Here is a 22005-nt window from a genome sequence, read left to right on the forward strand (position 1 = left end):
GTCGATTTTCAGCATGTTGTCGTCCTTTGTTGGCCTCATCGCCCGAGGTAGACCTCGATCACCCGGTCATCCGCCTGCACCTGTTCCAGCGACCCTTCGGCCAGCACACTGCCCTGGTGCAGCACGGTGACGTGGTCGGCGATGCTGCCGACAAAGCCCATGTCATGCTCGACCACCATCAGCGAATGCTTGCCGGCCAGGCTTTTGAACAGTTCGGCGGTGAATTCGGTTTCGGCATCGGTCATGCCCGCCACCGGCTCATCCAGCAGCAGTAACTGCGGGTCCTGCATCAGCAGCATGCCGATCTCCAGGAACTGCTTCTGGCCGTGGGAGAGCAAACCGGCCGGGCGCTGGGCCGAAGCGCTCAGGCCAATGGTCTGCAGGATCTCGTCGATGCGCTCGCGCTGCTCGCCGCTCAGGCGCGCCAGCAGGCTGGCCAGCACCGACTTGTCGGCCTTCTGCGCCAGCTCCAGGTTCTCGAACACGCTCAGGGCCTCGAACACCGTCGGCTTCTGGAACTTGCGGCCGATTCCGGCCTGGGCGATCTGTACCTCGCTCATGCGCGTCAGGTCCAGGGTGTCGCCGAACCAGGCCTTGCCGCTGGTAGGGCGGGTCTTGCCGGTGATCACATCCATCAGGGTGGTCTTGCCGGCACCGTTGGGGCCGATGATGCAGCGCAGCTCACCGACGCCGATGTACAGGTTGAGGTTGTTCAGCGCCTTGAAACCGTCGAAGCTGACGTTGATGTCTTCCAGGGTCAGCAGCGTGCCGTGGCGCACCTCCAGGCCTTCGCCGCGGCGCTGGCCGAGGCCGATGGCATCGCGGCCGCTGCCAGCGTCGAGGATCGGTTCGAGCATGAATTCCGGGTGCACCGGCGGTAGTGGGATGGCTCTCATTGTTCGCCCCTTTTGTTCAGCAGACCGACCACGCCCCGTGGCAGGTACAGGGTCACCAGGATGAACAGCGCTCCGAGGCAGAACAGCCAGTACTCGGGAAAGGCCACGGTGAACCAGCTCTTCATGCCGTTGACCAGGCCGGCCCCCAGCAGCGGCCCGATCAGTGTGCCGCGTCCGCCGAGGGCGACCCACACGGCAGCTTCGATGGAGTTGGTCGGCGACATCTCGCTAGGGTTGATGATGCCCACCTGCGGCACGTACAAGGCCCCGGCCAGACCGCACAGCACCGCGCTCAGCACCCAGACGAACAACTTGAAACCGCGCGGGTCGTAGCCGCAGAACATCAGGCGGTTCTCGGCATCGCGCAGGGCGGTCAGGACCCGGCCGAACTTGCTCCGGGCCAGGCGCCAGCCCAGGTACAGGCTGGCCACCAGCAAGGCGACGGTGAGCAGGAACAGCACCGCGCGGGTGCTTTGCGCGGTGATTTCAAAGCCGAGGATGCTGCGAAAATGGGTGAAGCCGTTGTTGCCGCCAAAGCCGGTCTCGTTGCGAAAGAACAGCAGCATGCCGGCGAAGGTCAGGGCCTGGGTCATGATCGAGAAGTACACGCCCTTGATCCGTGAACGGAAGGCGAAGTAGCCGAACACCAGCGCCAGCAAACCCGGCGCCAGCACCACCAGGCACAGGGCCCAGGCAAAGTGCTGGGTGCCGGCCCAGTACCAGGGCAGTTCGCTCCACGACAGGAAGGTCATGAACGCTGGCAGGCCATCACCAGACGCTTCGCGCATCAGGTACATGCCCATGGCATAGCCGCCGAGGGCGAAGAACAGGCCATGGCCCAGCGACAGCAACCCGGCATAGCCCCAGACCAGGTCCAGGGCCAGGGCGACGATGGCGTAGCAGAGGATCTTGCCGACCAGGGTCAGGGTATAGGCCGAGACCTGCAGGCTGTGCCCGGCGGGCAGCAACGACAGCACTGGCAGGGCCAGCAGCACCAGTAGTACCGTGGTGCCGATGGCCAGGGTCCAGCGCGGGCCGGCCTTCTGGCTGGCGGTAACAAGCAGAGGCTGGTTCATCAGTCGATTACCCGTCCCTTGAGCGCGAAGAGGCCTTGCGGGCGTTTCTGGATGAACAGAATGATCAGCGCAAGGATGAGGATCTTGCCGAGCACTGCACCGATCTGCGGCTCCAGCAGTTTGTTGGCGATGCCCAGGCCAAAGGCCGCCCAGAGGCTACCGGCCAGTTGCCCGACGCCGCCCAGCACCACCACCAGGAACGAGTCGATGATGTAGCTCTGGCCCAGGTCCGGGCCGACGTTGCCGATCTGGCTCAGGGCCACGCCACCGAGCCCGGCGATACCGGAGCCGAGGCCAAAGGCAAGCATGTCCACACGCCCGGTCGGTACGCCGCAGCAGGCGGCCATGTTGCGGTTCTGGGTGACGGCACGCACGTTCAGGCCCAGGCGCGTGCGGTTGAGCAGCAACCAGGTCAGCAGCACCACGAACAGCGCGAAGGCGATGATCACCAGGCGGCTGTAGGGCAGCACCAGGTTGGGCAGCACCTGGAGGCCACCGGAGAGCCAGGCCGGGTTGGCCACTTCGACGTTCTGTGCGCCGAACAGCAGGCGGATGGCCTGGATCAGGATCAGGCTGATGCCCCAGGTGGCCAGCAGGGTTTCCAGCGGGCGGCCATACAGGTGGCGGATCACCGTGCGCTCCAGGAGCATGCCGACCCCGGCACTGACGGCGAAGGCCACCGGCAGGGCGATCAGCGGGTAGAACTCGATGGCCTCGGGCACGTAGCGTTGCACCAGGATCTGCACGACATAGGTGGCGTAGGCGCCGAGCATGAGCATCTCGCCGTGGGCCATGTTGATCACCCCGAGCAGGCCGAAGGTGATGGCCAGGCCCAGGGCCGCGAGCAACAGGATCGAACCCAGCGACAGGCCGCTGAAGGCCTGGCCGAGCAGCTCGCCAAACAGCAGCTTGCGCTTGACCTGGGCCAGGCTGGTTTCGGCGGCGGTACGCACGCCGGCGTTGCTCTCGACACCGGGTTCGAGCAGCGCCTCCAATCGGGTGCGGGCCATCGGGTCGCCGGTTTCGCCGAGCAGGCGCACCGCCGCCAGGCGCACGGCCGGGTCGCTGTCGACCAGTTGCAGGTTGGCCAGGGCCAGGGCCAATGCCGCATGGACGGCGGCATCGGCTTCGCTGGCGAAGCGCCGGTCGAGGAAGGCGACCTGGGCCGGCTGGGCGCTTTTCTGCAATTGCTGGGCAGCCGCCAGGCGCACTGTGCTATCTGCGCTGAGCAACTGATGGCTGGCCAGGGCGTTATCCACAAGCCCGCGCAAGCGGTTGTTCAGGCGCAGTTTGCGGGTGTCGCCGGCGGCGATGCGGCCTTGTTGCAGAGCGCTCAGCAGTTCAACGCGGGCCGGGTCCGGTTGCGCCGCCCAGTCCTGGAGCAGGCGCGCCTGCTCATTGGCCTTGGCGGCGATGAAGTAGTCTGCGTCGGCTGCCGGGGCGGCTAGCGGCAGCAGCAGGAGCAGACCGAGGAGGAGGCGCTGGAGGGCCTTGGGCATAGCGGGATCCGTCGCGGTTGTGGAGTTTCTCAGGGCCTCATCGCTGGCAAGCCAGCTCCCACAGGTACATGCAGTGCCTGTGGGGAGGCGCGGTCCTTGTGGGCGCTGGCTTGCCAGCGATGGGCCGCCAAGCGGCCCCGGTGGCTCAGTTGCCCTTCACCGCATAATCCGGCCGCTTGTCGTTGCCCGGAATGAACGGGCTCCATGGCTGCGCACGCAGCGGCTGCCCGGTTTCCCAGACCACGTTGAACTGACCGTCATCCTGGATCTCGCCGATCATCACCGGCTTGTGCAGGTGGTGATTGCTCTTGTCCATGGTCAGGGTGTAGCCCGACGGCGCCTTGAAGGTCTGCCCGGCCAGGGCTTCGCGGACCTTGTCGACATCGGTGGACTTGGCTTTCTCGACCGCCTGGGCCCACATATGAATGCCGACGTAGGTGGCCTCCATCGGGTCGTTGGTCACCGCCTTGTCGGCGCCTGGCAGGTTCTTGGCCTTGGCGTAGGCTTTCCAATCGGCGACGAACTGGCTGTTGACCGGGTTATCCACCGACTCGAAGTAGTTCCACGCCGCCAGGTGCCCGACCAACGGCTTGGTGTCGATGCCGCGCAGTTCTTCCTCGCCCACCGAGAAGGCCACCACCGGCACGTCGGTGGCTTTCAGGCCCTGGTTGGCCAGTTCCTTGTAGAACGGCACGTTGGAGTCGCCGTTGACCGTGGAGATGACCGCGGTCTTGCCGCCGGCGGAGAACTTCTTGATGTTGGCGACGATGGTCTGGTAATCGCTGTGGCCGAACGGCGTGTAGACCTCTTCGATGTCCTTGTCGGCCACGCCCTTGCTGTGCAGGAAGGCGCGCAGGATCTTGTTGGTGGTGCGCGGGTAGACGTAGTCGGTACCCAGCAGGAAGTAGCGCTTGGCGCTGCCGCCGTCTTCGCTCATCAGGTATTCCACCGCCGGGATCGCCTGCTGGTTGGGTGCGGCACCGGTGTAGAAGACGTTCGGCGACATCTCTTCGCCCTCATACTGCACCGGGTAGAACAGCAGGCCATTGAGCTCTTCGAACACCGGCAGTACCGACTTGCGCGACACCGAGGTCCAGCAGCCGAACACCACCGCGACCTTGTCCTGGGTCAGCAGCTGGCGGCCCTTTTCGGCGAACAGCGGCCAGTTCGAGGCCGGGTCGACCACCACCGGCTCCAGCAGCTTGCCGTTGACCCCACCCTTGGCGTTGATTTGCTCGATGGTCATCAGGGCCATGTCCTTGAGCGAGGTTTCGGAAATCGCCATGGTCCCCGACAGCGAGTGCAGGATGCCGACCTTGATGGTCTCGGCGGCCTGGATGCTCCAGCTCAGGCCCATGGCCGCGATGGACGCGCTGAGGGTAAAGGCCTTGATCAGACTGCGACGCTTCATAGTGCTCTCTCCATGGAATCGGATGTTCTGTTGGGCAGATGGCGACTTCGCCCAAGAGCGTTAGCAAGGGCTGTGCCGGGTAGCGCGAGGTTGTCTGGGACAGGGGTTTCATGGGGATTTGCGATGGCAATGAAGCGTGCCTGCACCGTGATGGCGCCGGGACCTGTGCGCTGCAAACTTGTCTGCACAGCTTTGGTTCGCGCGGGTATCATCGCCGCCTTCAACACCGTTCAGGGACGATGACAGTGAACAGACACGTGCGTGCAGGGATGCTGGTGGCCGGCTTGTGGGCCGCAGTGGGGCAGGTGCAGGCCAGCGAGCCGTCCTCGCTGTATTTTCGCTGCAACATGACCGCTGCCCAGTACGCCGAGGTCAAGGCCGCCCCGCCAGGCGGGGCGCCAGCCTTCGATGATTGGCAGCAATGGTTCGACAGCCATGGGATGTATGGCCCGGGCAAGGTCAGGAGTGAAGACCTGCGGCCGCTGGTGGCGCGAAACCTGAGAGAGCTGGTCGGCGTCAGTGGTTGGGGCACGTACTCGGAGTACGACGAGAAGGCGGGCGCCTGGCGTTTCGCCCTGTTGCAGTTCAGTGATAACTACGGCGAGATGATCTCCCTGCTGGCGCCGCTACGCAGCGTCGCACCCTATTGCGCGGCCGACTCCGACAGTTTCATGCTGGTCTACTCGTACATCTGGGGCAACGGCGACGACGCCTACCTGACCCTCAACGGTCGCAGCCAGTTTGCCAAGGCGCCGACGCCGGCCCAACGTCAGGAGGCCGATGCAGTACTGGCCGAACTGTTCAAGGCGGCACAACGCTGAGCTGCCCTGCGCTCGTTTTAATCAACCCTCACCCACGGAACAAGGACAGACCCGATGGAAGCTTCGTCGCTGTACATTCGCTGCAACCTGAGTCCCGCTGCCTATCAGGCGGTTATGAGCGCGCCGGTGGCCAACCCGCGGCAGTTCGATGATTGGCAACGCTGGTATGACAGCAAGGACGCCTACGGGGCGGGTGAGCTGTCCGCCCATGACCTGGACCGATCCACTACCTGCAGCCTGGGCGACCTGATCGCAGGTTGGGTTGAGTTCTCCCCGGGTAGCCGCAGTCATTACGATGAGCAGGCCGGGGTGTGGACGTTCGCCGTGCTGGAGTTCACTGACAATTATGGCGAGATGCTGCAACTGCTGGCGCCCCTGCGGCAGGTCGCGCACTACGCCGACGTCGATTCGGACAGTTTTCTGCTGATCTATTCGTACATCTGGGGCAATGGCATCGATGCCTGCCTGAGCCTTGGCCAGGGCCGCAGTGAGTTCATCGACGGCCCGAGCGAGGCACAGCGCGCCGAGGCCGCCGCCGTACTGGAACAGCTGTGGGACAGTGTGGCGGCGGCGTACGAGCAGGGCGGCCTGTAGTTCGGCTGATCAGCTGTCGGCGTTGGCCATCAGCAGCGCGCGGTTACGCCGCACGAACTGGTAGGTCACGGTCAGCAACACGAACCACAGCGGCGTGACGATCAGTGCCTGGCGGGTATCGTGCTCTAGGCCCAGCAGCACCAGGATGAAGGCGAAGAACGCCAGGCACACCCAGCACATCAAGCGCCCGCCAGGCATCTTGTACTTCGAGGCCTGGTGCAGCGCCGCGCGCTGCTTGCGGTAGCTCAGGTAAGACAGCAGGATCAGGGTCCAGACGAACATGAACAGGATCGCCGATACCGTGGTCACCAGGGTGAAGGCTTCGATCAGGTCGGGGACCACATACATCAGTGCGGCGCCCAGCAGCAGGCAGGTGCAGGAGAAGTACAGGCCGTTGGCCGGCACCTTGCGGCTGGAAAGGTGTTCGAAGCTGCGGGGTGCATCACCCTGCTGGGCCAGGCCGAAGAGCATGCGGCTGGTGGAGAACACGCCGCTGTTGGCCGACGAGGCCGCCGAGGTCAGCACCACGAAGTTGATGATGCTGGCCGCCGCCGGCAGGCCGGCGAGCACGAACAGTTCCACGAACGGGCTCTTGCCGGGCACCACGTCGCGCCATGGCGTGACCGCCATGATGGTGATCAGCGCCAGCACGTAGAAGACGATGATGCGCACCGGGATCGAGTTGATTGCCCGCGGCAGGTTGCGCTCCGGGTTCTTCGCTTCGGCGGCGGTGGTGCCCACCAGTTCGATGCCGACGAAGGCGAACACGGCAATCTGGAAACCGGCAAAAAAGCCCATCAGGCCATGGGGGAACATGCCCTGGTCATTCCACAGGTTGGCAATGTCGGCGGTGCGCCCGGCGGGCGACTGGAAGCCGGCCATGACCATGTACAGACCGGTGCCGACCAGGGCGACGATAGCGACGATCTTGATCATGGCGAACCAGAACTCGATTTCGCCGAACATCTTCACCGTGATCAGGTTCAGTGACAGCAGCAGGCCGACACAGGCAATCGCCGGCGCCCATTGCGGCAAGTCAGGGAACCAGAACTGCGAATAGGCCGAGATCGCGATGACATCGGCGATGCCGGTGATGATCCAGCAGAACCAGTAGGTCCAGCCGGTAAAGTAGCCGGCCCAGGGCCCGAGCAGGTCGGCGGAGAAATCGATGAACGACTTGTAGTTGAGGTTCGACAGCAGCAGTTCGCCCATGGCACGCATGACGAAGAACAGCATGAACCCGATGATCATGTAGACGAAGATGATCGACGGACCGGCCAGGCTGATGGTCTTGCCCGAGCCCATGAACAGGCCGGTGCCGATGGCGCCACCGATGGCGATCAGTTGGATATGGCGGTTGGACAGGCTGCGTTGCAGGTGGTCATGGTCATCGGGAACGGGGTGTTGCGGGGGCAGGTTCACAGTCATCGGCAGGCATTCCGTTGAGGTCAGTCTTTTTGTGCGCCGCTAGGCTAACACGCGCCTTCCTGGCGCTAGCGCGACAATACGTCTCAAGGCGCCGGCGGTGTTGACCGCGATCAACGTCGGCGCATCAGGCCGATAAAGAACAAGCCACCAATGGCGGCGGTGGCGATGCCGATGGGCAGGTCCTCGGGCGAGATCAACGTGCGCGCGGCGACGTCGACCCAGATCAGGAACAGGCTGCCCAGCAGCAGGCACACCGGCAGCAGGCGGCTGTGCTCGGCACCGACCAGGCGCCGGGCGATGTGCGGCACCATCAAGCCGACAAAGCCGATCGAGCCACTGATCGCCACCAGCACGCCGGTCAACAGCGAACAGATCAGAAACGCCAGCAGACGGACCTTGCGCGCATTCAGGCCAAGGGTCACGGCGGTCTGCTCACCGGCCATCAGCGCGTTCAGCGAGCGGGCCATGCCCAGCAGCAAGGCCAGCCCCAGCAACACGCTGATGGCCGGAATCGGCAGCAGCTCCCAGCGCGCCAGGCCCAGGCCGCCGAGCATCCAGAACATCACCGCCGAGCTTGCCCGGTGATCACCGAGAAACAGCAGCAGGTTAGCCGCTGCCATCATCACAAAGGCCACCGCCACGCCGCAGAGCAGCAGACGGTCGCTGTCCAGGCGGCCGTGGCGGCTGGCGATGGCCAGCACCAGCAGCATGCTGCACAGGGCACCGATGAAGGCCGCCAGGGGCAAGGTCAACACACCCAGCAGTTCACCGATATGCAGCACCACCAGTACTGCACCGAGTGTTGCCCCGGAGGTGACGCCGAGCAGGTGCGGGTCGGCCAGCGGGTTGCGGGTCACGGCCTGCAGTACGGCGCCAATCATCGCCAGGCCGCCGCCGACCAGCGCCGCCAGGAGCATGCGCGGCACGCGAATCAACCAGACGATATGCTCCTGGCCGGTGCTCCATGCAGGCGCTTCGCCGGTAACGCCGAACAGCTTGAACAGCAGGACCCGCCAGACCACCTCGACCGGCACCGGTGCCGAGCCGAAGCCCAGGGAGACCACGCAGGAGACCAGCAGCAGGGCGAACAGCCCGAGCAGCAACAGGCGATGACGGGCGCTTGCGGACCTCATGCGCCGTGCAGGCTCTTGGCGATGGTCTCGATGGCTTCGACGTTCTCAAGGCTTGGCGTGGCCGCCACGTAAGGAATGACCACGAAGCGCTTGTTGCGGATCGCATCGACCGATTGCAGGGCTGGGTGCTGTTGGAGAAACGCCTGCTTCTGCGCGGCGCTGACTTCGCCATAGTCGACGATGACGATCACCTCGGGGTTGCGTTCGACCACGCTCTCCCAGTTGACCCGGGTCCAGCTGGCCTCGATGTCGTCGAGCACATTGCGCCCGCCCGCTGCGGCGATCAGCGCCTCGGGCATGCCCAGGCGCCCGGAGGTCATGGCCCGGTCTTCGCCGCTGTCGTAGAGAAACACCCGTGGGCGCTGTGCCGGCAAGTGCTGCTGGACCACGGCGACGCGCTGTTGCATCTCACCGATCAGTCGCTCGGCGCGTTCCTGCACGTCGAAGATCCTGCCGAGGTTGCGCAGGTCGGTATAGGTGTCATCCAGGCTCGCGGCCGGGCGCTTCATGACAAAGGCGCAGGACTCGGTCAACTCATAGACCGGGATGCCCAGCGGCGCCAGGCTCTGTGGCGTCAGGTCGCCACCGACGCGCATGCCGTAGTCCCAGCCGGCGAACAGGAAGTCGACATTGGCGTTGAGCAGGGTTTCCACCGACGGGTACTTGGCCGCCAGTTCCGGCAGGCCGTCGAGTTGCTTGCGCAACTGCGGGGTCACCGCCTTCCAGCCGCTGACGCCGCTGTAGCCGACCATGCGCGAGCGCAGGCCGAGGGCGAGCATCATCTGGGTCATGTTGATGTCATGGCTCAGGGCATGCTCCGGGGCTTGGGTGAAGGTCACCTGGCGGTTGCAGCTCTGCACGGTCAACGGGTATTGGGTCGCCTCGGCGAAAACGCCGGGGCTGGCCAGCAGCAAGGCCAGGCCGAGCAGCAGGGTGGATCGAATCATCGCTGGGTTATCCAGGTAAGGCGTGGGTGGTCAGCCAGAGGGTGGCGGTCGATCAGCGCTTGCACGCCGAACACCTCCTGCAGCAACTCGGCAGTCAGCACCTGGTCAGGCGTGCCGCTGGCGACGATGCGCCCGTGATCGAGCACATACAGGCGATCACAGAAGGCCGCAGCCAGGTTCAAGTCATGGATGCTCGCCAGGGTGCCAATGCCCAGGCGCCGCACCTGCTGCAACAGCTCCAGCTGATAACGGGGGTCGAGGTGGTTGGTCGGCTCATCGAGGATCAACACCTGGGGTTGCTGGACCAGGGCGCGGGCGAGGATCACTCGCTGCTTCTCGCCGCCGGACAGGCTGGCGAAGGTGTGGTCATCAAAACCCTGCAGGCCGACCGCCTGCAAGGCCTGTTGCACCAACTGGCGATCCGCGTGACTGTCGCCGTCGAACAGGCCTTTATGGGGCGTGCGGCCCATGGCGACGACTTCCTCGACATTCAGGCCGAAGGCATCGGGAAACTCCTGCAGCACCACGGCAATGCGCTGGGCACACCAGCGCGAAGACTGCTGCCACAGGTCATGTGCGCCCAGGCGCACCTGGCCGCGTTCCGGCTTGTTGAAGCGGTAGGCGCAGCGCAGCAGGCTGGTCTTGCCGCTGCCGTTGGGGCCGATCAGGCCGACGAACTCGCCGACGCCGACCTGCAGCTCAACGGCGCGCAGCTGGAACTGGTGGTGGCAGTGGCCGTGGCCCAGGGGCGACCAGTACAGGTCGCTGATACTCAGGGTACTCATCAAGGTCCTGCGGGCCTGAAAAAGCGGGGGCCTATGTTAACGGATTTGCTGTAGGAGCGGCGGCGTGGCGATTCGCCTTGCCCCGCGATAGCGGTTCTTCAGTCGCAGGGTCTCGCGGGGCAAGCCCGCTCCCGTGTTGCCTGGGGAAGGCGCGATCAGTAATCGCGCCCGGGGTGGGTCAGAAACTCAGGTCGACCTTGGTCCAGAACGTACGCCCCGGCTCATTGATCGGCTGCGGGTCGCTGGCCGGGAAGCCGAAGCCGGCATTGCCCGCCAGGTTCAAGTGTTCGGCGTACGCCTTGTCGAACAGGTTGTCGACCCCGGCACTGAGTTTGAGGTTGTTGCTGACCTTGTAGGCGCCGTTGAGCGAGAACACGCCGAAACCGCCGCTCTTCTCATAGTCCTTGCCCACCACGTTGCCGGAATTCTCGGCGATGCGGTTTTGTGCCGCGACCAGGCGCCACAAGGCGCCGGCGCTCCACACATCACGGCTGTAGGTCAGGCCCAGGCGGCTTTCCAGCGGTGGCATCTGCGGCAGTGCCTTGCCGTCGCTGCTGTTCTTGCCCCACGCGTAGGCGAGGGTGGCGTCGGCTTTCCAGTTGCTGGTCAACTTGTACGCCGCGCCCAGTTCGCCGCCCATGATCCGCGCGTCGATGTTCTGCGCGCGCGAGCTGGGCATGCCCATCATCCCCGGCCGGTAGTCGAAGAGGATGTAATCGCGAATCTGCCCGACATAGCCCGAGGCCCAGGCGTCGATGGTCTCGGTCTGGTACTGGATGCCGAAGTCGAGCTGGGTGGTTTTCTCCGGCTTGATACTGTCGAAGGCGTTGACTGAACCGGCCGGACCGGACTTGGGCGAGAACAGCTCCCAGTAGTCGGGAAAGCGCTGGGCGTGGCCGAGGCCGACGTAGGTGGTGGCGGGAACGTCCACCAGGTCATGCTCGTAGCGGATAAAACCGCTGGGCAGGGTATCGGCGCGGGTATTGTCGCGAGTGGCGCTGGTGGCTCGGTAGTCCTTGGCCGAGGCACGGTCCAGGCGCGCGCCGGTGATCAGCCGGTCCTGTTCGGCGGCGTACCAGGTCAGTTCGCCGAACACCCCGTAGTTGTGGAAGTCGGCGTCCTTGGTCCAGGCCATGTGCTTGTGCGCATCGATGCCCATGCCGCCGCGTTGGCGGTGTTCGTTGGTCTGCGCGTCGATGCCGCTGATCAGTTGCAGGTCATCCCAGCGCCAAGTGCCCTTGATTCGCCCGCCAAGGGTCCGTCGGTCGACGTTGCTGACCATCGGCATGCCCATCATGCCCATGCCCGAGGGCGTGCGCAGGCTGTAGTTGTCCATCACGTGGTCGGCATAGTTGTAGTAGACCTGGGCTTCGAGCTTGTCCCAGACCTCGCCGATGTTGGACTTCTCGAAACGCAGGCCAAGGCTTTCGCGCTTGAACTGCGAGCCGTCCATGCCGCGCCCGGCGTAGCGGGCTTCACCGTCGCCCTTGCCGGCGGTCAGTTCCACCAGGGTGTCGGCGTCCGGCGTCCAGCCCAGGGCGACGTCACCGTTCCATTTGTCCCAGCGCGACGGCACGGTGTCGCCATTACCGTCTTCATAGTCATCGGAGCGCGACTGGTTGCCGACGAAACGCGCATAGCCGTAGCGATTGCCGGCGGCGGCATCCAGCACCTTGTCGAAGCGGCCGTTGGAGCCACCCAGCAGGCTGGCGTTGACGCGGCTGCCGAGCTCGCCGAATTTTTCCGGCTCGCGGTCAAAGAGGATGGTCCCGGCCGAGGCGCCCGGGCCCCAGATCACGCTTTGCGGGCCCTTGATCACGGTCAGGCGGTCGTAGGTTTCCGGCGAGATGTACGAAGTCGGGGCATCCATGCGGTTGGGGCAGGCGCCGAGCATCACGCCGCCGTTGGTGAGGATGTTCAGGCGTGAGCCGAACATGCCGCGCAGGACCGGGTCACCATTGGTGCCACCAGCGCGAATGGCCGAAAAGCCCGGGATGGTTTTCAGGTAGTCGGCGCCATCACTGGCCGGTACCGGCTGGCGTGGGTCCTTGGGGTTGGTGACGATGGTCAGTGGCGAGCTGGGAGCCACGGCGGTGATCACCGTCGGGCTCAGTTCGGCTTGGTCATGGACATGCGTGTCCTGGGCCTGGTTGGCGGCCAGGGCCAGGGGGCTGAGCAGGGTGCCGCAGATCACGGCGATGGTCCCTTGCAGGGACAGACGAAAAACAGCGGTGCAGCCGGACATAATGATTCCAACATCGATCAGTCATAAGGGTGCGCGCAGTCGACGGCAGTTGCCGGACTTCGGGCGCAGGTAGTGGGCTCAGACGACGATGAGGGAAGGCGGCGCGCGGCTGCGGGCGCCGGGGAATACCGTCTGCCGGGCATGGCCCTGGCGCGGGTGGACGAGCAGTCGGTGGCTGGCGGGAACGGCTTCGGTGTTGAGCAGGCTCAGGGCCTGGGGCAGCGCCGGGCAATGGAAGAACAGGCTGCAATAGCCGCACTTCTCCCAGATCACCTTCAGCGCCGGGCTGCCACCGTGGTGGCTGTCGGCATGGCAATAATCGGCAGCGCTGTCCATGCTCATGCCGGCTGGCATGGCACGGTGATCCATCGGCATCGACTGGGAAACCAGTGGGCCGATAAAGATCATCAACATGGCGAACAGGCTCAGCCAGCTGCCGCGAACCGTCCTCGACTCAGGACGCGCGGTGTGGCTGAACCTGCTGCGGGCGATCGTCACGCCGGGCAGCCTTCAGCGATCAATGGCTGTGGGCGGCTTCCTCGGGTGCCTGCTTCTGTACCGCGACCTCGACGGTGATATCACCGGCGTTCTTGAAATGCAGGGTCAGCGGGAAGCGCTTGCCATCAGCCAGCAGGCTGCGGTCCTTGGGTTGCATCAGCATCACGTGGTAGGCACCGGGGGCGAACTTCAGGTCGCCACCGGCAGGGACGTCGACGCTCTGTACCTGCTGCATTTTCATCAGGCCGTCCTTGTGCACATGCTCGTGCAACTGGGCATCGTCGCTGATCGGGCTGTTGACGCTGAGCAGGGTGTCGGCCGTCTTGCCGTTGTTATGCACGACGAAATAGGCCGCCACGTTGGGCGCATTGGGCGGCAGTTCCTGCGACCACGGGTGAGCGATATGCAGCTCGCCTACGGTGTATTCATGGGCATTGGCAAAGGTCGCCGGCAGCATCAGTGCGGCCAGCAGCAGGGCGTTCTTGAACATGGTGATTCTCCAGTCGATTCAGGTTCGCAGCAGGTAGCGCAGTGAACTCAGACCAGAGGGGAGGCGCGTGGGTTGAGGGCCGGCCACTGTTGCCGGGGTGTCGGCTGGTGGATGGCAAGCAGCGCAGGCGCACGGGCGAAATCCTGGCTGGGCATCAGCAAGCGTGGTGGGTGGCCAGGCAATGCCAGCAAGGGCGCTGCGCCAGAGCAGCACCAGCAGTGCTGCATGCTGGAGTGATCATCGCCTTGCTGGCCGAGGTCGATCTTGCCCAGGGCAATGATTTGCGCCTTGGCCTTGCCGCCGACACTCGAACAGAAGGCGCCCCATAGCAGTTGTTCGGCCGGCCCCTTGGGGGCTGCGGACGCCAACGGCATGGCCAGCAGATTGAACAGCACTGCGAAGCAGGCGATCCAGGCAATGGCGGGCCGATATGGGGACATGGAAAGATCCGGTCAGGAATCAGAGGTGGCTATTGTAACGCTCAGTATAGGGAAAATTACCGGGGGTGCGGTGAAGTGCCGCACACCCGGCCAGCATCAGGCCTGCTTGTTGCGGCCCATCAGCCCGCGCACGGTTTCCTGCAGGTCGGCGGGCAGCACCACGACCTTGGCGTTGTCGCTGCTGGCAAGGCTCTCCATGGCGCCGATGTAACGCTCGCCCAGCAGGTACATTGCCGGGGTGATCTCGGTACCCACCGCGTCCTTGACCAGGGTGATCGAACGCGCCGAGGCTTCGGCGAGGTTGATCTGCGCTTCGGCGTCGAGCTTGGCTGCCTGCTGGCGCGCTTCGGCTTCAAGGATGGCGGCCTGCTTGGCGCCTTCGGCCCGGGTGACGTCGGCTTTACGTTCACGCTCGGCGGCGGCCTGGCGCTCCATGGCCGCCTGCATGTTCTGCGACGGCTTGATGTCCTGGATCTCTACCGAGCGCACGGTCACGCCCCAGTCTTCGGTCTGCTCGGACATGGCTTCGCGCAGGCGCGCCTTGATCTGTTCGCGGCTCGACAGCGCTTCGTCCAGGTCCATGGCGCCAACGATGGCGCGCAGCGAGGTCATGGTCAGGCTGGTCACTGCGAAGGTGAAGTCCTGGACACCGTAGGCGGCCTTCTGCGGGTCGACGACCTTGGCGAAGCACAGGGCGTTGGCGACGATCACCGCGTTGTCGCGGGTAATGATTTCCTGCTGCTGTACATCGAGGATGATGTCCTTGGTCGGCAGGCGGTAGGCGACCACGTCCATGTACGGGATCAGCAGGTTCAGGCCTGGCTTGAGGGTGCTGTGGTAGCGGCCCAGGCGCTCGACGATCCACTCCTCGCCCTGGGGCACGATGCGCACGCCCTTGAACAGGGTGAGGAGGGCGAATGCGGCGATCGTGCCGACGACGATAAGGCTGGTCATGAGTCAAAGCTTCCTTTTTTGCTGATCAGGCCCGGGTAACCCGGGCGGTATTGCCTTCGATGGCGGTGATGCGCACGCGCTCGCCCGAGGGGATCTCGGCATCGGCAACGCAGATCCACTCCTCGTTGCCCAGGATGGGTTTCTGGAAGCGCACGCGGCCTTTCTGGAATTCAGAGACCGTGGCGGTGAGCAGGCCGACCTCGCCGATCACGCTGTCGGCGGTCCAGCGGGTGTCTGGCTGCTTCTTGCGAAACACCTTGAACCACAACAGCGTGGTGATGGATGAGAACACCACCCACAGCAGCATTTGCATGTCGAGTTGCAGGCTCGGCGCCAGAAAAGCGATGAACGAAACCAGCACGGCGCCGATGCCGAACCAGAGGATGAAGAAGGTTGGCAGGACCAGTTCAAGCACTACAAGGCCGAAACCGAATACCAGCCAGATCCACCATTGCATTTCCATATGGGTGAAGTCTTCCGGGGTGAGGAGGGGCGTAGTGTAAGGCAGTGGGGTGGGGATGGGGCAAATCAACCCAGTAAGAAACCTCCTAAAATATAGCTCGCCTTCTGTGGGGGCTGGCTTGCCAGCGATGAGGCCAGGCTAGGCGATAAAGCTGTGTTGTCTGGATTGCGACCGCTCTGCAGTCGATCGCTGGCAAGTCCCGCTCCCACAGGTTGTGGTGCAAGCAAATCCATCAAGGCAGGTCTGCCAATAGCTCTGAAGGGCTGAAGAATTCTCTGTCGACTGGCGGCAGTTCCGGTCGCTTGAGGATCAACACCGGCACTCGCCGTTGCCTGGCGATTTCAAGTTTGGGTTCGGTCGCCCCGCTGCCACTGTTCTTGCTGATCAGCACATCGATCTGCCGCCGCTCGAACAGCGCGCGTTCGTCGTCCAGGTGAAACGGCCCGCGTGCGCCGATCACTTCGCAGCGCTCATTGCCAGGGCAGGCTTCAAGGGCGCGCAAGGTCCAGAACTGATGGGCGGGAATTTCCTGCAGATGCTGCAGCGGCTCACGGCCGAGGGTGAACAGCGGCCGCTGGAACGGGCGCAGGGCATCGATCAACTCGGCCCAGTCGGCCACCTCGCGCCAGTCATCGCCGGCCTGGGCTTGCCATGCCGGGCGGCGCAAAGCCCAGCACGGCACGCCGGTGAGCTGCGCGGCGCGAGCGGCGTTGGCGCTGATCCGGGCGGCGTAGGGGTGGGTGGCGTCGATCAGCAGATCGATGTTGTGCGCAAGCAGGTAAGCGGCCAAACCCTCGGCACCGCCAAAGCCTCCGACCCGCACCTGGCACTTCAGGTCAGTGGGCACCCGGCCAATTCCGGCCAGGCTGTAGACGTGCTGCGGGTCCAGGGTGCGGGCAATGGCCAGGGCTTCGGTGATGCCGCCGAGCAACAGGATGCGTTTCATGCAAAGCCCCCCGCATGGCCAACGATGCCACCCTGGCGATCGATGGCAAACACCTCCACCTGCACCTGCGCCGGTACTACGCTGCGGGCAAAGGCCAGGGCGTGGGCGCAGACCGCGTCGCCCAGGGCAACGCCGGCGGCGCTGGCCAGGGCCAGCGCCTGCTGGCTGGTGTTGGCCTGGCGAATCGCGTCTTGCAAGGCGTCGTCGGCACCGATCGCTGCCGCCCAGTCGGCCAGTTGCGGCAGGTCGATGCTCGAATGGCGGCTGTGCAGGTCCATGTGCCCGGCGGCCAGCTTGCTGATCTTGCCAAAGCCACCGCACAGGCTGAGTTTATCCACAGGCACTTTGCGCAGGTGCTTGAGCACCGCGCCGACAAAGTCGCCCATTTCGATCAGGGCGATTTCCGGCAGGTTGTAGACTCGGCGCATGGTGTCTTCGCTGGCGTTGCCGGTACAGGCGGCGATGTGTTGGTAACCGTTGGTTTTCGCCACGTCGATGCCCTGGTGGATCGAGGCAATGTAGGCCGAGCAGGAGAACGGCCGGACAATCCCGCTGGTGCCGAGGATCGACAGGCCGCCAAGAATGCCCAGGCGCGGGTTCATGGTTTTCAGCGCCAGGCTTTCACCGTCCTGGACGTTCACCGTGACCTCGAACCCGCCTGCATAAGCGTGTTCGGCGGCCAGGCGCTGCAGGTGTTCGGTCATCATCCGCCGGGGTACCGGGTTGATGGCCGGCTCGCCAACCGCCAGTACCAGCCCGGGGCGGGTCACCGTGCCGACGCCCTTGCCAGCGACAAAGCGTACGCCAGGCTCCGCCTGTAAACGCACGCGGCTGTAAAGCAGGGCGCCGTGGGTAACGTCCGGGTCATCGCCGGCATCCTTGAGGGTGCCGGCCTCGGCGCCATCCTCCAGCAGGCGGCAGAACTCCAGGCGCATCTGCACCACCTTGCCCTTGGGCAGGGTGATGTGCACGGCGTCATTGCCCTCGCCGGCAAGCAGCAGGCGGGCCGCTGCGAGGCTGGTGGCGGTGGCGCAGCTGCCGGTGGTCAGGCCGCTGCGCAGCGGGGCGGGTTGTTCCCGGGTCTCGTCACGCATCGACAGGCTTGACCGCTTCTAGCAGGGTAATCGGCAGGGCCTGGCGCCAGGTATCGAACTCGCCCAGCGGTTGCGCCTGGGCGATATGGATGCGGGTCAGCTCGCCGCCATGCTGCTCGCGCCAGTTGACCAGGGCCAGCTCGCTTTGCAGGGTCACGGCATTGGCCACCAGACGCCCGCCCGGGCGCAGTTGCTCCCAGCAATGCTGCAACACGCCTGCGCGGGTCACGCCGCCGCCGATGAAAATGGCATCAGGGCGCTCCAGGCCCTGCAGGGCCATCGGTGCGCGGCCGCGGATCAATTGCAGGCCGGGCACGCCGAGGGCATCGCGGTTGTGTTCGATCAACTGCTGGCGGCCCTCATCGGACTCGATGGCCAGCGCCCGGCAACTGGGGTGGGCGCGCATCCACTCGATGCCGATCGAGCCGCTGCCAGCGCCGACATCCCAGAGCAGTTCACCCGGTCGCGGCGCCAGGCGCGCCAGGGTAATGGCACGCACATCGCGCTTGGTCAGCTGGCCATCGTGCTTGAAGGCGCTGTCCGGCAGACCTGCCAGGGGCGACAGGCGCGGCGCATCGGGTGCGGCCAGGCATTCGATGGCGATCAGGTTCAAGTCGGCAACCTGTGTGTGCGCAAAGTGCTCGGCAGTGCCCTCGAGTCGGCGTTCGGCGTTGCCGCCAAGGTGCTCGAAGACCTGCAGCCGGCTCGGCCCGAAACCGCGCTCACGCAGCAATGCGGCGATGGCAGCCGGGCTGCTGCCATCGTTGCTCAGCACCAGCAGGCGCATGCCGCTGTACAGATGAGCGTTGAGCGCCGCGATCGGCCGCGCCACCACCGAAAGGCTCAGTACCTCCTGCAACGGCCAGCCCAGGCGGGCGGCGGCCAGGGCGCAGGAGGAGGGCATCGGCAGCACGTTCATTTCACTGACATCGAGCTGCCGCGCAAGGCTTGCGCCCACGCCATAGAACATCGGGTCGCCGCTGGCCAGCACGCACACCGGTTCGCCACGCAGGGCCAGGACCGGCGCCAGGGAAAAAGGGCTGGGCCAGAGCAGGCGTTCGCCAGTGATGCAGTGCGGCAGCAGATCCAGCTGGCGCTGGCCGCCAAACACCCGTGAGGCGTCCAGCAGCGCGCGCCGGGCATTCTTGCCCAGGCCACTGAAACCGTCTTCACCGATACCTACTACTGTCAGCCAGGGCGACATGGATTTCCTCAATTCAACGCAATCCGACCGGCAGGCTTTTCATGCCTTCGGACAAAGCAGGCATAATACCGCGCCTTCTACACTGAAGTGCCTTTTCACGATTGCCGGGTGACCTTTTGAACCAGCCTGTATCGGCCCACCAGCCCCAAGCTTCGCTGCGTCCCTCGGCCTGTCCGGGGTTGTGGCGCATCGTCCAGGCGCTGGACGGCGGCATCTGCCGGATCAAGCTGGCAGGCGGGGCGCTGACGGCGGATCAGGCCGAGGCCGTTGCCACTGCGGCCGAGCGCTATGCGGGGGGGGAAATAGAAGTCACCAACCGCGGCAACCTGCAAATTCGCGGCATCGGCTGCGACCATAGCGGGCTGATCGAGCTGCTGCTGGCTGCCAGCCTTGGGCCACGCGAGGCCGCCGGCGACGATGTGCGCAACCTGATGCTCAGCCCCACCGCAGGCATCGATCCGCAGATGCTGCTCGACACCCGGCCACTGGCGCAGCAGGTGCTGCAGTCGCTGGAAACCACCCCGCGCTTTCATCAGCTCTCGGCCAAGTTCGCCGTGCAGCTGGATGGCGGCGAGGCCCTGGCGATGCTCGAGCACCCCCATGACCTGTGGCTCAGCCCGCTGAAGCTTGACGACGAACTGTGGCTGGCGTTCGGTCTGGCCGGGTGCCCGGCCAAGGATGCGCCATTGGGCGCTGTGCCCCTGAGCCAGGGCCATGAGCTGGTGCTGGCGGTGCTCAACCGTTTTCTCGACCTGGCCCGCCCAGAGCAAACACGGATGCGCCAGTTGCTGGCCGAGTATGCACCGCAGGCCTTTACCGCCGGGTTGGGCTTGCCGATCCGGGCTGACGCAGCGGTCTGTCAATGGCGCCGCTCGCTGACAGCGGCTAGCTATCTGGGCATTTATCCCCAACTGCAAACCGGCCTGAGCGCTGTCGGTGCCGCAGCGCCGCTGGGCCGCCTGAACCCTTCGATGCTGCGCGGCGCGGCCCGGCTAGCACGTGAACAGGGCGACGGCACCCTGCGCATGACACCCTGGCAAAGCCTGTTGCTGCCCGCTATTGCCCAGCGCCATGCCGAGCGGGTCAGCGAGAGTCTGGCCCAACTGGGGCTGCTGGTCTCGGCGAGTGAACAACTGTCCCGTCTGGTCGCCTGCACCGGTTCCGCCGGCTGTGCCAAGGGCCAGGCCGAAACCAAGGGCGATGCCCGCCTGCTGGCGACTCTGCTGGCCCCCGGTGCCCCGGCCAGCGTGCACCTGAGTGGCTGTCCGCGCTCTTGCGCCATGGCCCACGTGGCGCACGCCACCTTGCTGGCGCAAAGCCCCGGCCACTACGACTTGTACCTGCGTGACGCAACCGAGCCGGGCTTCGGCCGCCTGCGCGCACGCAACCTCACACTAAAAGAAGCCGGCGCACTGCTAGACGCCGGCTCACGGAGCACCCTTGATGATTGATTACATCCGCGATGGTCAGGAGATCTATCGCAATTCCTTCGCGATCATTCGAGAGGAAGCCCGGCTCGATCGCATCCCGGCCGATCTGGAAAAGCTCGCGGTCCGCGTGATTCACGCCTGCGGCATGGTCGATGCGATCGATGGCCTGCAGTTCTCTTCGGGTGCCGGCAAGGCCGGGCGCGATGCCCTGGCCGCCGGCGCGCCGATCCTTTGCGATGCGCGGATGGTGTCCGAGGGTATTACCCGTGCACGCCTGCCAGCCAACAACCCGGTGATCTGCACCCTGCGCGACGAGCAGGTGCCGGCGCTTGCCCGCGAGCTGGGCAACACCCGTTCGGCGGTGGCCCTGGAGCTGTGGCGGCCGCACCTGGAAGGCAGCGTGGTGGTGATCGGCAACGCGCCGACTGCGCTGTTCTACCTGCTGGAAATGCTCGACGCCGGCGCGCCCAAACCCGCGCTGATCCTCGGCTTCCCGGTGGGCTTTGTCGGCGCCGCCGAGTCCAAGGCGATGCTCGCCGCCGACAGCCGTGGCGTGCCGTTCGTGATCATGCAGGGGCGCCTGGGCGGCAGCGCCATGGCCGCCGCGGCGGTCAATGCGCTGGCCACGGAGGTCGAATGATGCAGGCTCGTGGACGTTTGCTGGGCCTGGGCGTCGGCCCCGGCGACCCGGAACTGATCACCGTCAAGGCATTGCGCCTGCTGCGCGAGTCGCCAGTGGTGGCCTACTTCGTTGCCAAGGGCAAGCGCGGCAACGCCTTCGGCATCATCGAAAGCCATCTGCAGGAAGCCCAGACCTTGCTGCCATTGGTGTACCCGGTGACCACCGAAGTGCTGCCGGCGCCGTTGTCTTATGAACAGGTCATCAGCGATTTTTACGATGCCGCCAGCCTTGAGGTTGCCGCGCACCTGGATGCCGGCCGCGACGTGGCGGTGATCTGCGAAGGCGATCCGTTCTTTTACGGCTCCTATATGTACCTGCATGACCGTCTCGCCGAACGCTACGAAGCCCAGGTGATCCCGGGGGTCTGCTCGATGCTCGGCGGCGCCTCGGTGCTCGGTGCGCCGCTGGTGTATCGCAACCAGAGCCTGTCGGTGCTCTCCGGCGTGCTGCCCCATGATGAACTCAAGCGCCGCCTGGCCGATGCCGATGCCGCGGTGATCATGAAACTTGGGCGTAACTTCCCCAAGGTTCGCGATGTGCTGGCCGAGCTCGGCCTGGCCGAACGGGCCCTGTATGTGGAACGGGCGACCATGGCCAACCAGAAGATCGTCGCCCTGGATGAGGTCGACCCGCACTCCTCGCCATACTTCTCGCTGATCATCGTGCCCGGTGAAAGGTGGCAAGGTTGATGACCCGTAAAGCCCCGGCCATCGTCATCCTTGGCAAAGGCAGCCTGGCCACTGCCCGTAAGATCCAGCAGCTGTACCCGGACGCGCTGATCCATGGCCTTGAAGGCCGGGTCGAAGGCGTCGACCGCAGTTACCAGGCGTTCGGCGCTACCGTGCGCCAGCTCTATCAGCAAGACACGCCAATCATCGCCCTGTGCGCTGCCGGTATCGTCATCCGCACCCTGGCCGGCCTGTTGCTGGAGAAGGGCGCCGAGCCGCCGGTACTGGCGGGGGCCGAGGA

Annotated in this window: 22 protein-coding genes and 1 pseudogene; 6 read left to right on the plus strand and 17 right to left on the minus strand. The window is 65.1% G+C overall.

The features are described from left to right. Window positions 1-35: 35 nt before the first annotated feature. From urtD to urtA, 4 genes are all read right to left on the minus strand, one after another. Complete coding sequence (urtD, locus tag UW3_RS0107275) at window positions 36-857, minus strand: urea ABC transporter ATP-binding protein UrtD (RefSeq protein ID WP_010221650.1); 822 nt, start codon at window positions 855-857, stop codon at window positions 36-38. Between the two features lie 35 nt (window positions 858-892). Continuing rightward, a complete protein-coding gene (gene urtC, locus UW3_RS0107280) occupies window positions 893-1972 on the minus strand; it encodes an urea ABC transporter permease subunit UrtC (RefSeq protein WP_010221651.1) in 1080 nt (359 codons plus the stop codon). After that, entirely contained in the window at window positions 1972-3471 is a 1500-nt protein-coding gene (gene urtB / locus UW3_RS0107285) for an urea ABC transporter permease subunit UrtB (RefSeq protein WP_010221652.1), read from the minus strand. Before urtB ends, urtC begins: the two co-directional genes overlap by 1 nt. Before the next feature lie 145 nt (window positions 3472-3616). Then, entirely contained in the window at window positions 3617-4882 is a 1266-nt protein-coding gene (urtA, locus tag UW3_RS0107290) for an urea ABC transporter substrate-binding protein (protein ID WP_010221653.1), read from the minus strand. Between the two features lie 245 nt (window positions 4883-5127). Here urtA and UW3_RS0107295 point away from each other — a divergent pair, with 245 nt between their 5' ends. Together UW3_RS0107295 and UW3_RS0107300 are read left to right on the plus strand one after the other, a co-directional pair. Then, window positions 5128-5703 (plus strand): hypothetical protein, encoded by a 576-nt coding sequence (locus tag UW3_RS0107295; protein WP_237716729.1) that lies wholly within the window; start codon window positions 5128-5130, stop codon window positions 5701-5703. 54 nt (window positions 5704-5757) lie between these two features. Beyond that, window positions 5758-6297, plus strand: a complete 540-nt coding sequence (locus tag UW3_RS0107300) for a hypothetical protein (RefSeq protein ID WP_010221655.1) — start codon at window positions 5758-5760, stop codon at window positions 6295-6297. Between the two features lie 9 nt (window positions 6298-6306). On the opposite strand, the gene cycA is transcribed toward UW3_RS0107300, so the two are convergent. From cycA to UW3_RS0107365, 13 genes are all read right to left on the minus strand, one after another. Further along, window positions 6307-7725 carry a D-serine/D-alanine/glycine transporter gene (cycA, locus tag UW3_RS0107305; RefSeq protein WP_010221656.1) on the minus strand — a complete coding sequence of 473 codons (1419 nt, stop codon included), beginning with the start codon at window positions 7723-7725 and terminating at the stop codon, window positions 6307-6309. Window positions 7726-7835: 110 nt separating this feature from the next. Next, window positions 7836-8858, minus strand: a complete 1023-nt coding sequence (locus tag UW3_RS0107310) for a FecCD family ABC transporter permease (RefSeq protein WP_010221658.1) — start codon at window positions 8856-8858, stop codon at window positions 7836-7838. Then, window positions 8855-9805 carry an ABC transporter substrate-binding protein gene (locus UW3_RS0107315; protein WP_010221659.1) on the minus strand — a complete coding sequence of 317 codons (951 nt, stop codon included), beginning with the start codon at window positions 9803-9805 and terminating at the stop codon, window positions 8855-8857. Before UW3_RS0107315 ends, UW3_RS0107310 begins: the two co-directional genes overlap by 4 nt. Next, complete coding sequence (locus UW3_RS0107320; RefSeq protein ID WP_010221660.1) at window positions 9802-10590, minus strand: ABC transporter ATP-binding protein; 789 nt, start codon at window positions 10588-10590, stop codon at window positions 9802-9804. Before UW3_RS0107320 ends, UW3_RS0107315 begins: the two co-directional genes overlap by 4 nt. Before the next feature lie 178 nt (window positions 10591-10768). Next, a complete protein-coding gene (locus tag UW3_RS0107325) occupies window positions 10769-12835 on the minus strand; it encodes a TonB-dependent copper receptor (protein WP_010221661.1) in 2067 nt (688 codons plus the stop codon). Window positions 12836-12913: 78 nt separating this feature from the next. Further along, a complete protein-coding gene (locus tag UW3_RS0107330) occupies window positions 12914-13333 on the minus strand; it encodes a DUF2946 domain-containing protein (RefSeq protein ID WP_010221662.1) in 420 nt (139 codons plus the stop codon). Between the two features lie 19 nt (window positions 13334-13352). Next, window positions 13353-13823 (minus strand): copper chaperone PCu(A)C, encoded by a 471-nt coding sequence (locus tag UW3_RS0107335; RefSeq protein ID WP_010221663.1) that lies wholly within the window; start codon window positions 13821-13823, stop codon window positions 13353-13355. A 47-nt stretch (window positions 13824-13870) separates the two neighbouring features. Next, window positions 13871-14263 (minus strand): DUF2946 domain-containing protein, encoded by a 393-nt coding sequence (locus UW3_RS0107340; protein WP_010221665.1) that lies wholly within the window; start codon window positions 14261-14263, stop codon window positions 13871-13873. 96 nt (window positions 14264-14359) lie between these two features. Then, on the minus strand, window positions 14360-15217 hold the full coding sequence (locus UW3_RS0107345; RefSeq protein ID WP_010221666.1) for an SPFH domain-containing protein: 858 nt from the start codon (window positions 15215-15217) through the stop codon (window positions 14360-14362). 25 nt (window positions 15218-15242) lie between these two features. Further along, window positions 15243-15680 (minus strand): NfeD family protein, encoded by a 438-nt coding sequence (locus tag UW3_RS0107350; RefSeq protein ID WP_010221667.1) that lies wholly within the window; start codon window positions 15678-15680, stop codon window positions 15243-15245. A gap of 232 nt (window positions 15681-15912) precedes the next feature. After that, window positions 15913-16626, minus strand: coding sequence for a cobalt-precorrin-6A reductase (locus tag UW3_RS0107355; protein ID WP_010221668.1), 714 nt, complete (start codon window positions 16624-16626; stop codon window positions 15913-15915). Then, window positions 16623-17720: a cobalt-precorrin-5B (C(1))-methyltransferase gene (locus UW3_RS0107360; RefSeq protein ID WP_010221669.1), complete on the minus strand. Its 1098-nt coding sequence runs from the start codon at window positions 17718-17720 to the stop codon at window positions 16623-16625. The genes UW3_RS0107355 and UW3_RS0107360 overlap by 4 nt, the downstream gene beginning before the upstream one ends. Next, entirely contained in the window at window positions 17713-18924 is a 1212-nt protein-coding gene (locus UW3_RS0107365; protein ID WP_010221670.1) for a bifunctional cobalt-precorrin-7 (C(5))-methyltransferase/cobalt-precorrin-6B (C(15))-methyltransferase, read from the minus strand. Before UW3_RS0107365 ends, UW3_RS0107360 begins: the two co-directional genes overlap by 8 nt. A 116-nt stretch (window positions 18925-19040) precedes the next feature. On the opposite strand from UW3_RS0107365, the gene cobG reads away from it, so the two are divergent. The 4 genes and pseudogenes from cobG to UW3_RS29325 form a co-directional block, all read left to right on the plus strand. Further along, a complete protein-coding gene (gene cobG / locus UW3_RS0107370; protein ID WP_036995365.1) occupies window positions 19041-20375 on the plus strand; it encodes a precorrin-3B synthase in 1335 nt (444 codons plus the stop codon). After that, window positions 20368-20994: a precorrin-8X methylmutase gene (locus tag UW3_RS0107375; protein ID WP_010221672.1), complete on the plus strand. Its 627-nt coding sequence runs from the start codon at window positions 20368-20370 to the stop codon at window positions 20992-20994. The genes cobG and UW3_RS0107375 overlap by 8 nt, the downstream gene beginning before the upstream one ends. Next, the gene (locus tag UW3_RS0107380) at window positions 20991-21725 is read left to right on the plus strand and encodes a precorrin-2 C(20)-methyltransferase (protein ID WP_420220026.1); all 735 of its coding nucleotides are present in this window, start codon (window positions 20991-20993) and stop codon (window positions 21723-21725) included. The genes UW3_RS0107375 and UW3_RS0107380 overlap by 4 nt, the downstream gene beginning before the upstream one ends. Beyond that, window positions 21725-22005 (plus strand): annotated as a pseudogene (locus UW3_RS29325) (precorrin-3B C(17)-methyltransferase); the annotation flags it as partial. The gene UW3_RS0107380 and the pseudogene UW3_RS29325, both read left to right, overlap by 1 nt.

The sequence above is a fragment of the Pseudomonas donghuensis genome (assembly GCF_000259195.1).
GTDB lineage: Bacteria > Pseudomonadota > Gammaproteobacteria > Pseudomonadales > Pseudomonadaceae > Aquipseudomonas > Aquipseudomonas donghuensis.